This window comes from Acidobacteriota bacterium, assembly GCA_016196035.1.
GTDB lineage: Bacteria > Acidobacteriota > Blastocatellia > RBC074 > RBC074 > JACPYM01.
This window is the reverse complement of the sequence record JACPYM010000114.1, coordinates 28900-41281: the sequence shown is the minus strand read 5'-3', so window position 1 is coordinate 41281 and position 12382 is coordinate 28900. Positions and strand designations below refer to the sequence as shown.

Sequence of the window (12382 nt, the reverse complement as noted above, 5' to 3'; positions counted from 1 at the left end):
GCGCAGCTTGCCTTAGACCGCGCCGTTTTTGGGTTGGTGCTGTTCGAGCCAGGTGGTCAGCTCGTCAGCGGATTTGAAGTCAAAGAGCGCGTGACTCAATTGAACTTGTCCGAGCAAGTCGAGTTCGTTCAGCGCCTTTTGCACGGCCTCAGAGAGCGTGCCAAAGCGATAACTCAATTGCTCCTTCAGCAATTCCAGCCGGCCCAGATTCAAGCCGCGTTGCTCGCCGCGTTGCTCGCCGCGTTGCTCGCCGCGTTGCTCGCTTCTTTCCACGACATCCAGGTACGATGAAGATTGAATCATGATTTCCTCCCTGAATAGGCTGCGCAGCAGCGTTTTGTTGAAACGCAAGCCGCCCAGCATGAACGCGGCGGCGGTCAAATCCGCGCGTGTGTCTGCTTGCGCGATGTTTTGCACCCGTTCGGCAACTTCGTGCAAGAGCTTTTCTGGCTCCGGCGTGCGTGCCAGCACGGCCAAAGGTAACAGGCCCTCCGCAGTCAGCAACGGCGCGGGGTCTTGTTCCCACAGCTTGACGACCCGGTACCGGTGATAGGTGTCGCCGACGTGGAATTCGTCGGGAATCGGCGCGCCGGTTTCAGCCAACACGATGACTACCTGGCGCACCGGTTTGCCTTCGCGGCGATAGGTGCGCACGAAATAATCAAGCATCCGCAAAGGTAATGGCACATCGCTCTTGGCCGGGTCGGTCTCAAATTCGACGTGTAGGATTTCTTCGTCCAGATCGAATTGCGCCAGCCAATCGGCGCGGATCGGTTGCAACGACAATTCGGATTTGAGCAGGCGGATGTGCGCGCCGATGGGCCGCCCCAACAACCACGAAGCCAGCGCCGCGCCGTGGTGTTCGGTCAGATACTTCAACAGGTTGTCGTATTCGGCAGCCATCTGGGTTTAATAGTTCGTCAAAATCTTGTCCGGCGCAAAGCCGAGCGCCAGCAGCCGCTCTTTCGTCTCCGCCATCATCTTCGGCGAACCGCAGACCAGCGCGACCGGCTGTTGCAATTCGGGGATGATGTGATCAAGCAGGCTTTGCACATAACCCGTCGGCCCGCTCCATTCGTTGTCGGGCTGGCTCAGCACCTGGCGTAGCTCGACGCCGTGGGCGCGCCATTCGGTCGTCATCTCGTCTTCAAAGCAAAAATCGTCGAGCGTGCGTGCGCCGTAAAGCACGATCAGTCGGTCATAGTTCTCGCGTTGGTGAAACAAGTGCCGCAGCGCGGAACGCAGCGGCGCGAGGCCCGTGCCCATGGCGACGAAAACCAGATCGTGACCATTGTAATCTTCGACGGGAAAACCGCGCCCGATGATTTGTTGCAGCCGGACTGGCTCGGCAATTTGCGGTTCAAAGAGCGCGCTGCTGATATTCGGGGCGGCGCTGCGTTTGATCAAAAACTCGTATTCGGCTTCTTCCGGTGAAGAGGCGAAGGCAATGTAGGTCGGTTGATGATCCACCATTTCAAGCACCGCGACTTGCCCAGCTTGAAAGCTGGGCAGCGTGCCATCCGCTGCCCGCATAAAAAAGCTCCAGATGCCGGGGGTATGTTTGGCGATGCGCGTGATCTTCAATTGGACGGGCAAGTGTTCGCTCATTGGTTCAGCGTAACTGCTCAGCCCCAGCGGGGCGACGTAAAGAAGCCCAGGGCAACGCCCTGGGAACAAACCATCATATCAAGTAAGCCCCAACGGGGCAGAATAACTATTGCTATTGCGCCCTGTTGGGGCTTGGCAAATATCCGCCTGCTCACCCGGTACAAAGCACCGGGCTTCTTTATGTCGCCCCGTTGGGGCTGAGCAGTTACGATTCAAGCTCATAAGATTCAAGCACGCGCTGCATGTTGCGCTTCTTTTTCAGCGTAAAGCCGATCAATCACCGCGCGATACTTTTCATTGACGACGCGCCGTTTGACCTTCAGCGTGGGTGTCAATTCGCCGCTCTCGATGGTCAGTTCTTTCTCTAGCAGCGCGATGCCTTTGAGCTTTTCGTATTGCGCCAACTCGCCGCTGAACTTGGCAACCTGGCGCTCGAACAGGTCAATGATTTGCGGCTGCGTCAGCAATTCGCGCGGATCGGCGTATTTGATGTGCTTCAGTTCGGCGTAACTTTTCAGCATCTCCATCTGCGGCACGATCAGCGCGGCAGGGAATTTGCGGTCATCGCCGATGACGACGACTTGATTGATGAAGCGGCTGCGTTTGAGCGCGTTCTCAATCGGTTGCGGCGCGATGTATTTGCCGCCCGAAGTCTTCAGCAAATCCTTCTTGCGGTCGGTGATGTACAAGAACCCGTCCGCATCCAGATGGCCGATGTCGCCGGTGTGCAACCAGACGCGGCCCTCAGCATGGGTTTCCAACGCGGCGGCGGTTTCGTCGGGGCGGTTGTAATAGCCCTGCATGATATTCGGCCCGGCGGCCAGAATTTCGCCGTCCTCGGCAATGCGCACGCTGACGCCAGGGCGCGGGCGACCGACCGAACCGATGCGGTTTTCGCGCGGGTTGTTGCAGGAAATCGTCGGCGAGCTTTCTGACAAACCGTAGCCCTGATAAATCGGCAGGCCCGCGCCATAAAAGACATAGGCCAAATCTTCGGGCAAGGCCGCGCCACCCGCGACCAGCACGCGGATGCGTCCGCCCAGCGCCGCGCGCCATTTCGACAAAATCAGTTTATCGGCAAGTTTGTGTTTGAAACCGAGCAGCGCCGGGATGGGTTTGTTCTCACTGGCCAACCGCGCCCATTGGCGGGCTAAGTCAAAAGACCACTCGGCCAATGCGGCGGTCAGCTTGCCGCTGGCTTCGGCCTTTTCGAGCGTCTTGGCATACATCTTTTCAAACAGACGCGGGACGCTGGTGAAAAAATGCGGGCGCGCTTCCCGTAAATTGGCCGCGACGGTCTCAATGCTTTCGGCCAGGTAAGTCGTGACGCGGGCGTGCAGGTAAAGATAGATCGTGCTACGTTCAAAGATGTGCGAGAAGGGCAGGAAGCTCAGCGCGGTTTCGCTTTCTTTTAGTTCGGCGTCGCGGTGATTGATGAGCACGCTCGCCAGCAAATTGCCGTGCGAGAGCATGACGCCTTTGGGATCGCCGGTGGTGCCCGATGTATAAATCAATGTTGCGAGCGAATCGGCGGTGACGCTGTGGCTGAGGCTTTCGTAAAGCTCCGGTTCGGTGCTGGCGGCGGCACGGCCCCAGTTCAGAAACTCTTCAAAGGGCAACACACGCCCGCTGGCTTGAATTGGTTCAAAGGCGATGAGCGCGCGCAGTTTAGTGGCGGGCAGCACGTCACGCACGCGGTCATATTGGGCTTGATTAGAGATGAAGAGCACTTCGACGCCCGCGTCTTGCAGGATGTATTGCACCTGTTTGGGCGCTTGGGTGGCGTAAATCGGCACATCCGCCGCGCCGCAATTCAACACACCCAGGTCGGCAATGATCCATTCGACGCTGTTTTCCGCCAGAATGCCGACGCGGTCACCCGCACGCACGTCCAGCGCATACAAGCCCATTGCAGCGGCGTGCACGCATTCCGCCAGTTCGTGCGCGGAGAGCGTTTGCCACTGGCCGCCTTTTTTGAAATTGAGCAAGCCTGATTTGTCCGCCGCCGTGGCTTGGCGGAAGAGATCGTTGAGCGTGGTGATAGGGGCTTCGGTTAATGCCATTTTCAATGGGAAGAGGAGAGAGATAACGGAACAGACGGAGATAACGGAACAGACGGAAGTCTCAAACTGATTGTCAGGTCAGGTTCAGTTTGTTCCGTTGTTTCCGTCTGTTCCGTTATCTCTCTCCTCTTTATTCCGGCGCAGCCTAACGGTTCACGGGCGACGGCGCACCGCTCACGCCATTCAGCAAAATATCCAGCACCGGCTCGACCATCGCGGTCAACGTGTACTGGTTGTGGCTCAGAATCCAATTGGTCGCCATTTCGTCGAGCGCGCCGAAAATGACTTTGGCGACGACTTGCGGATTGAGTTGAGCGCGAAAGAGGCCGCGCCGCTGGCCGTCTTCGATAATCTCGCGGATGACCTTGAAATAGTCGGCCAGATAGGTCGTTGAGAACTGCTCCATGAATTTGGTGGACTGGCGCAATTCAACCTGAAAGACGACTGCCATGTCGCGCTCCTGTTCGAGCAGGGTCAAATGCAAATGGGCGAAGCGCCGCAACCGTTCGCATGGATCAAACACCTCGGCCAATTCGGCGCGGGCGCGGCTCAGAAACTCTTCCATCGCCGTGCTGAAGATAGACCCGAGCAAATCGTCTTTGTTTTTGAAATACAGATAAACCGTGCCATCAGCCACACCCGCCGCGCGCGCTACGTCAGAGACTTTGGCGTTGAAATAACCCGACTGGGCGAAAACCTTGGCGGCGGCGCGCAAGATGGCGCGGGCTTTTTCGGCCCGGCCATTCTGTTCTTTGGTTTCGGGTTCGGTTTGTTCCGCTGACGCTAGCGAGGCGCTAGTGTCAATCCCGTGGTCAACGTGACTGGCGATTTTACTGCGGGCGTGCGTCATCAGCGTGGTGCTTGAAGCGGAAAAGATTGCGTTGGGAGAAACTGAATGAGCATTCATTCAGCGGCGCGCATCTTAAACGACGCTTGCGTCTGCGCGCAAGATGTTCCGTGTGTCAGGGCTTTTGCAAAGTCCTCAAAACGTCAGCCAAAGACCTTTGGCTGACGCCTGATTCCCGGTTCCTGATTCCTGATAAGCTAAAAATATCGGCCATTTTCAATTTGTCAGGCGTCAGGAATCGGGAGTCAGCCAAACCGTTCGCACGCTCTCGCCGGCGACTTTGCAAAAGTCCTGTCCGTGTGGGCGTGCCGGGAACGCCGGTTGAGGGAAGGCCCTCGCCCAAATTTTATTCGAAATTCTGGCCGGAAAATTTGCTGCCTAGTGTTTGCCGCGTTCGCTGGTGGCTCGGCCCAACAGGGCGAACCTTGTTGGAAGCGACGGAAACCCTAGAAAATAAAGGCAAAACCATCTTGCGTGGAGAAAAACGTTCGTGCTATCGTGCGCGCCGTTGTATGCGCCTCTCCCCACTTTCCGACGCTGCGACACCTTTCAGCTAGCTAATACAAGCGGGCAACAGCGGGTGGCAAACAATCTGTTCAGCTTTTTTGTGCGGAAACGTTTGCCGCGTCACGCCGCCTGCTATCGCGTTTCCAGGGGGCGGCTTCTGGATGGTTTGGTTTGCCTGAAATTCACGTGCGAGATTGGCGGTGCCGATTTTCTCCTTGCCGCTTCACCGACGGATTCATACACCCATGAGACCAACTACATCTTATCTGCGCGAAACCGAAGCGCTGGCCCAATTGGAATTCAGCCGTTATTTTGACCGGGCCACCTTGCAACAACTGGCGGGTTTTGTCGCGCTCAGCACGCACACGCGCCGGGGCATCATTTATCGCACGGGCGACGACCGCGACGCCGTTTATGGCCTGGTCAATGGCCACATCAAGCTCACCCGCGAAGACGCCCACGGCAACCGCGTGTTGCTCGAAATCCTGCCGCCTGGCACCGTGTTTGGCGAAGACGCCCTGTTTGCCGTCGGCAAACGCATCCGCACCGCGCTGGCGCACGACATGGTCTCGATTGTGCGGCTGGGGCGCGCGGACGTAATCCGCCTGATGGCCGAATTTCCGCGCTTGAACGAATACTTCTTCCGCCTGATTGGCGAACGCTTGTTGCGCGCCGAAGAGCGCATTTGCGACCTCTCGCTGGATGGCATCGCCAGCCGCCTGGCCAAGGTGTTGCTCGATTTAGCCACGCGCTACGGTGTGGCGCAGGAAGGCGGGCGGCGTTTGATCAGTTTGCGCATTCCGCATCGCGAACTGGCCGATCTGGTCGGCAGCACCCGCGAATCCGTGACCATGCACCTCAACGACCTGCGCCGCCGCGAAGTGGTCGAGTTCAGCAATCGCCGCATTCTCATTCACGACATCGCCGCGCTCACCGCCCAGGCCCAATCACAACCGCGCCGCCCGGAACCGGCGGAAGCCGATGAAGGCGAAGACGAATGAATGCGGAATGCGGAATGCGGAAGGCGGAATAGGTGGATTGCAGCGCAATGAATTTCGGTTGCGCAATCAAAAAAACAAAGGCTGGGAAGTTCGCTACGCGCTTTCCGGCCTTTTGGCTTTATGTGCAGACGTGGAAAAGAAATTCCGCATTCCGTATTCCGCATTCCGCATTCAAATCGCTTGGCACTTGCCGCCCGCCTGCATACACTGCGAGTATGGTTCGTAAACGTCAGGCCGCCGCGCAATCAACGAAACTCATTGGCAAACCCAAAAAAATCGCCGTCGTCACGGGCGGCGGAGATTGTCCCGGGCTGAACGCCGTCATCCGCGCGGTCGTGCTCGGCGCCCTCAATCGTGGCTGGGAGGTCTATGGCATCGAGCGCGGCTTTGAAGGCCTCTTGCACAAAAAGCGCGTCATTCGTATGGACGCGCAAACCGTGCGCGGCATCATCCACACGGGCGGCACGATTCTCGGCACCACCAATCGCGGCAATCCCTTTCAATGGAACGTCAAGGAAAACGGCAAGACCAAAGTCGTGGACGTTTCGGAAAAAGTCATCAAACGGTTCAAGCGCCTGGGCCTCGACGCCATGATCGTCATCGGCGGTGACGGCACGTTGCGCATCGCCGCGCGGCTGGCCGAACGCGGCATCCCCGTCGTCGGTGTGCCCAAAACGATTGATAACGACCTGGCCGATACCGAATTGACCTTCGGCTTCAGCACCGCCATCACCACGGCCACCGAAGCGATTGACAAGCTGCACGCCACCGCCGCCTCGCACGAACGCGTGATGGTGGTCGAAGTCATGGGCCGCAACGCCGGTTGGATCGCCCTTTACGCCGGTGTCGCGGGCGGTGCCGATGTGATCTTGCTGCCCGAAATTCCTTTCGCTTACGCGGCCATCGCTAAAAAGATTCACGACCGTTGGCGGCACAAACGCAATTTCGCCATTATCGTTGCCGCCGAAGGCGCCCGTCCCACTGGCGGCGAATTGACCTATCAGCAAACCGAAGTCGGCCAGGAACCGCGTTTGGGCGGCATCGCCGAACTGGTCGCGCGCGAATTGCACCGCCTGACCAAACACGAAACGCGCGCCCTGGTGCTGGGCCATCTGCAACGCGGCGGCATGCCCACGCCCGCCGACCGCCTGCTCTCGACGCGCTTTGGCGCGGCGGCGGTGCGTGCCGTGGCACGCGGCGAAAAGAATTGCATGGTCGCCCTGCAAGCCTCGTCCATCGTCACCGTCCCGCTGGAAGAAGCCATCAGCAAAACCAAATTTGTGCCGCTGGAATCTGACGTGATCAAGTCGGCGCGCGAGTTGGGCATTTCATTCGGCGACGAATGACACGCAATCCTAGATCGGTTTTCATTTGCGTGTACGGTAGGCGCGCCGCGCCGGGACAGTACCGCGCGCGTGAGCAAGCGGCGCGTCAAGCATGGCTGACTGACGCAACGCCGAAGCGCCGCTTGCTCAGTACTGTCCCGCTGCGCGGCTTTTTGCCATACACCGAAGTGAAAACCGATCTAAGAGACCACAAGCAAGATAGGAGCAGCGCCAATGCCCGAATTACCGAGTGTTTTCATCAGCTACAGTCACAAAGACGAACTCTGGAAAGACCGCCTGTTGCCACAGCTCAAGGCGCTGGAGCAGGCCGGTGTGCTCGACGTGTGGGAAGACCGCCGGATTGACGCGGGCGATCAGTGGTATCCCGAAATCCGCGCCGCGATGGAAAAGGCCGCCGTCTCGGTCTGTTTGATCTCGCCCGATTATCTGGCCTCAGACTTTTGCGCCAAAGAAGAAGTCCCGTTCATGCTCAAGCGTTGCGAGCAGGAAGGCATGGTCTTGCTGCCCGTCCTGCTGCGCCCGTGCGTGTGGAAAGTGCATCGCTGGTTGAAAGACACACAGATGTGGCCGCGCGATGGCAAGACCGTCGCAGTGGATTTCGAGAACAAGTGGGATGTGCCGTTTGCGCAAGTGGCCGAGCAGATTTGCGACCGCGTGCTCGCGGGCATCGAATTGAAACAATCGGCTGAACGTTCCACCGGCAAGCTGATTGGCTTAATCGAAAAAAGCCTGCCCGGCGATCTGTCCGGTTTGCTCGCGGGCATCCTGGGCACGCCAGCCGCAACCGGCGCGGCTCTGCCCATAGAAGGCATCCTGGGCGGCTCGCGCGGTGGCGACCAAACATCGCTGCCACCGCCATCACCTGCACCAGCGCCGCCCGCGCCACGTTGGCCCGCGCCCGAAAAAATAGACATCACGCGGCTGCCCAGCACCGGCATGGATGTTTTCGGACGCGACAAGGAATTGAACCTGCTCGACGAGGTTTGGGAAAAGCAGGAGGTCAAGGTCATCAGCTTCGTCGCCTGGGGTGGCGTCGGCAAATCAACGCTCGTCAACAAGTGGCTCGAAGCCATGCAAGCCGACAACTATCGCGGCGCGCGGCGCGTTTACGCCTGGTCGTTTTACAGCCAGGGCACGAGCAGCATCAATCAAGGGGCGGCTTCGGCGGATTTGTTCATAGACCAGGCGCTGCGCTGGTTTGGCGACGCCGACCCGACCGCCGGTACGCCGTGGGACAAGGGCGAACGCCTGGCCGCGCTGATTCGTCAGCAGCGCACGTTGCTGTTGCTGGACGGCCTAGAGCCGTTGCAATCGCCCCACGCCCACGAACGCGGCAAGCTCAAAGACCCGGCCTTGCTGACGCTGCTCGAAGAGTTGGCGCGCGACAACAGTCCGGGGCCGGGGCTGTGTGTGATCACGACGCGCGAACGGCTGCCTGCGCTGGAAGACGGAACGGGGAGCTACGGAACGGGGAGCGTCAGCGACCTGAGCATTGACAGTGGACGCATGGATGCCAGCGGGCTAATTGCCGAGGCGCAGGTCGCTAACGCTCCCCGTTCCGTACCAAGCGCTGCCTTCATCCAACTCAATCTCGAAACCCTTTCGCCCGCCGCGGCGCGAGCGTTCCTGCGCGTAGGCGGTGTGCGCGGCACCGACGAAGAGTTGACGGCGGCGGCGGAATCGTTCGGCAGTCACGCGCTGGCGTTGAAGCTGCTGGCCGAATACCTGCGCGACATCACCGGCCATTCGATTACGGAGGCGGCGCGCATTCCCGATTTGGACATTTCTGTTGACGCGGGCAAACACCCGCGCCGCGTGATCGCCGCACTGGCTGCGCGTTTCGGCGCGGGTGCCGAAAGCGAAGTGCTGCGGCTGCTCGGCCTGTTTGACCGCACGGCGGATGGAGCATCGCTGGCTGCGTTGCGTAAAGCGCCGAAGATTGCGGGACTGACCGATCACATCGGCGCAACGGACGAGGCCAACTGGTTGCGGGCGCTGCAACGGCTGCGCAAATACAAGCTGCTCGACGCTGAGAGCCACCACGCGCCGGACGAGTTAGAAGCTCATCCGCTGGTGCGCGAACACTTCCGCGACGTGCTGCAACAGACAGCGCCCGACGCCTGGCGCGCCGCCAACGACCGGCTTTACGAACACCTCACGCGCACGGCCAAAGACCTGCCCGATACGCTGGCCGAAATGGAACCGCTGTTCGCCGCCATCGCGCACGGTTGCGCGGCGGGGCGGTTGAATGATGCGTATTGGGATGTGCATTGGCGGCGGATTCACAGAGAGAATGAAGGGTTCGTTATCAAAAAGCTCGGCGCGATTGGCGCTGATCTGGGCGCGCTGCGCAATTTTTTTGCCACGCCCTGGCGGCAACCGTTGGCGGAACTCAAGCCAGCGCAGCAAGGTTTCATCCTAAATCAAGCGGGCTTTGACCTGCGCGCTCTGGGGCAATTGCCGGCAGCGGCGCAACCCATGCTGGCGGGGTTGGAAATGCGTCTTGCGCAGGAAGACTGGAAAAACGCCGCCATCAACGCCCGCAACCTCAGCGAACTCTCGCTGACGCTGGGCGAGTTGCCGCAAGCGCTTGCTTACGCGCAGCAATGCATCGAGTTGGCCGACCGCAGCGGCGACAGCTTTGAGCGAATGGTGGAGCGCACCAAATTGGCGGATGCCCTGCATCAGGCAGGCCGGTTAGCGGAATCCGCCGCCGCCTTTCGTGAGGCCGAAACGCTGCAAAAGGAATATGACCCCACTTATCCGCTCCTTTACTCATTGCGGGGATTTCAATACTGCGACCTATTGCTGACCCAAGGCCACGGGCAGGAAATGCGCACCCGCGCGGCGAAGTTCTTTGAATGGCGTGTGCCATCAGATTCGCTGCTCGACATCGCGCTGGATCAGCTTGCGCTGGGGCGCGCCTGGCTGTGGGAAGCGCAGCAACCCGCCGCGCCCGCCGCCGCCCCGGCCTTTGCCGAAGCCGGGCCATGGTTGCAACGCGCGGTGGACGGTTTGCGGCAGGCCGGACGGCTTGATTACTTGCCGCTTGGTCTGCTCGCCCGCGCCGCGTGGCAGCGGCTGGCGGGTGCGGGTTCAGACGCCGGGCTGGCGGCACGGGCGTGGCGGGACGTGAACGAAGCCTTGCGCATCGCCCAGCGCGGCTCCATGCGCTTGCACCTCGCGGACGCCCATCTCGAAGCGGCCCGCCTCTGCCTGGCTCAGCGGGATGCAACACAAGCGCGCTCGCATTGGGAACAGGCCCGCGACCTGGTTGCACAAACCGGCTACCACCGGCGCGACGGTGAGGTTGAGGAATTGCGGCAGGCGTTGGGCTGAGCAATCGCGGTTTACCCGCCCTGAAAGGGCGCAATTCAATAGCCGTGGGCAACGCCCACGGACAGGCGCGGGTAAATTCTCCGGCCCTGAAGGGGCCGTATTCGACTTCAAATGCGGCCCCTTCGGGGCCGCTAGACTTCGTCGCGCGCTCCGTGGGCATTGCCCACGGCTATTGAATTGCGCCCTTTCAGGGCGTTTGAGCAGTTCATTAATCCCCCGCCCGCCGCCGCCCAGCTATGCTAAGCTTTCGCCCGCGAGACAACATACAATCATCCACTCACCCAACCCCGTATCCACCCGCTGCTGTCGCAAACAGCAAGGTTCCTTTTCAAACCGGAGGCAGTTTATGAAGCGCATTGATCCGTCTGTCTTCAGCGTGGCGCTGGCGTTCAGCTTGACGCTGTGTGCACAGGCGCAATCCAACAATCTGATTCTTTCCAAAGACACGGGTGGCCCGCTCACGCGCACGGCGCTGGGCTGGACGTTGCGCGCCAATCCGAGTTGCGATCAGACAGGCGAGGCCTTCCCCGATGGCAGCCGGCTGATTTCGGAAGACCTGACGTTCGCCACCGACGCCAACGGCTTGGGGACGGTGCAGGGCACGGTGCAAATCTTCGCGCCCGATGGCCGGATCCTACAGGTAATGACGCTGCGCGGAATCGTTGGCTTGAACGTGCGCCGCGATGCCGACAAGGAATGCCGCTCCGCACACATCGAAGCGCAGTTGGAACCGGTGCCGACCTTTGCCGCGCCGACGATTCCGCAAATCGCGCTGGCGACGCTCTCGGCGGACCTTGATCCGCGCGTGGCTGGGCCGTTGCCGACCTATCGCGCCAAACTGGATGGCGTGGTGACGTTGCCGACAGTGCTTGTGCCGGGCAAGGGCGTCACGCTCAATCCCGACAAGAACAATTACGGCGAGGCCGAGGCGATCACAGCGACGATCTTCAACGGCGCGGCGCAGCCCATCACGGCCTTTGATCTGAAATCGTATTGCTCCATCGTCAGATTGCAGCGGCAGGCAGGCGAAGATTGGCGGGACATCGGCGAATGCTTTCTGAAACGCATGTCATTGCCGGTGACGATTGGCGCAGGGGAAACGCTGCGCGTCGTGTTGCAGCCGGGCGAAAACGCCAATCCGCTCAAAGAACCGGGGGCGTATCGGTTGCTCTTCGAATACTTTCTCGGTACGGCGGGCGCGCCTGCGACTCCCAGCGGCGAGATGCTCAGCACCCTTTCGCCCGCTTTCCGCGTCACGGCCATGCCCACACGCCAGAGCGTCAAGCTGCTGTTGGATGCAGTGCCGCAATTCGTCGGGCAGGTGTTTGTCGCGCGCATCCTCAACGACACTGATTTGCCGTTACAGACCGCCGATCACAAAAGCCAATGCACCGTCTTTGACGTGCAACGCCGCGATGCCAGCGGCGACTGGAAAAACATGGCGACTTGTTTGCTCGCCTCGCCGACCAAGCTGATTCGCATCGCGCCGCATCAAAGCTATGAGGTGAAGTTGGGAGATGACCAGAGCGGCCTCTATCCGGCGGGCACCTACCGGCTGGAATTGAATTATCAAACCATCAACAGCGATCAGACGCTGGGCGCGAATACGTTGCTGCATACGCCTGAATTCACGTTGCGTGTGCGGCAGTGAACACCTGGGTACGCACCGCT

9 protein-coding genes are annotated in these 12382 nt (G+C 60.0%); 5 read left to right on the top strand and 4 right to left on the bottom strand.

Annotated elements, in window-relative coordinates; all coding sequences use genetic code 11:
* Nucleotides 1-12: 12 nt before the first annotated feature.
* The 4 genes from HY011_32185 to HY011_32170 form a co-directional block, all read right to left on the bottom strand.
* On the bottom strand, nucleotides 13-903 hold the full coding sequence (locus HY011_32185; GenBank protein ID MBI3427606.1) for an Rpn family recombination-promoting nuclease/putative transposase: 891 nt from the start codon (nucleotides 901-903) through the stop codon (nucleotides 13-15).
* Between the two features lie 6 nt (nucleotides 904-909).
* Nucleotides 910-1608 (bottom strand): hypothetical protein, encoded by a 699-nt coding sequence (locus tag HY011_32180; protein ID MBI3427605.1) that lies wholly within the window; start codon nucleotides 1606-1608, stop codon nucleotides 910-912.
* A gap of 227 nt (nucleotides 1609-1835) precedes the next feature.
* Nucleotides 1836-3671 (bottom strand): long-chain fatty acid--CoA ligase, encoded by a 1836-nt coding sequence (locus HY011_32175; protein MBI3427604.1) that lies wholly within the window; start codon nucleotides 3669-3671, stop codon nucleotides 1836-1838.
* Nucleotides 3672-3816: 145 nt separating this feature from the next.
* Nucleotides 3817-4521, bottom strand: coding sequence for a TetR/AcrR family transcriptional regulator (locus HY011_32170; protein ID MBI3427603.1), 705 nt, complete (start codon nucleotides 4519-4521; stop codon nucleotides 3817-3819).
* A 749-nt stretch (nucleotides 4522-5270) separates the two neighbouring features.
* Here HY011_32170 and HY011_32165 point away from each other — a divergent pair.
* The 5 genes from HY011_32165 to HY011_32145 all read left to right on the top strand — a co-directional run bounded on the left by HY011_32165 (nucleotide 5271) and on the right by HY011_32145 (nucleotide 12362).
* Entirely contained in the window at nucleotides 5271-6026 is a 756-nt protein-coding gene (locus tag HY011_32165; protein ID MBI3427602.1) for a Crp/Fnr family transcriptional regulator, read from the top strand.
* 7 nt (nucleotides 6027-6033) lie between these two features.
* Entirely contained in the window at nucleotides 6034-6252 is a 219-nt protein-coding gene (locus HY011_32160) for a hypothetical protein (protein MBI3427601.1), read from the top strand.
* Entirely contained in the window at nucleotides 6242-7372 is a 1131-nt protein-coding gene (locus HY011_32155; GenBank protein MBI3427600.1) for an ATP-dependent 6-phosphofructokinase, read from the top strand. Before HY011_32160 ends, HY011_32155 begins: the two co-directional genes overlap by 11 nt.
* Nucleotides 7373-7585: 213 nt before the next feature.
* Nucleotides 7586-10711 (top strand): TIR domain-containing protein, encoded by a 3126-nt coding sequence (locus HY011_32150; protein MBI3427599.1) that lies wholly within the window; start codon nucleotides 7586-7588, stop codon nucleotides 10709-10711.
* A gap of 346 nt (nucleotides 10712-11057) precedes the next feature.
* Nucleotides 11058-12362 (top strand): hypothetical protein, encoded by a 1305-nt coding sequence (locus HY011_32145; protein ID MBI3427598.1) that lies wholly within the window; start codon nucleotides 11058-11060, stop codon nucleotides 12360-12362.
* The last annotated feature ends 20 nt before the right edge of the window (nucleotides 12363-12382 follow it).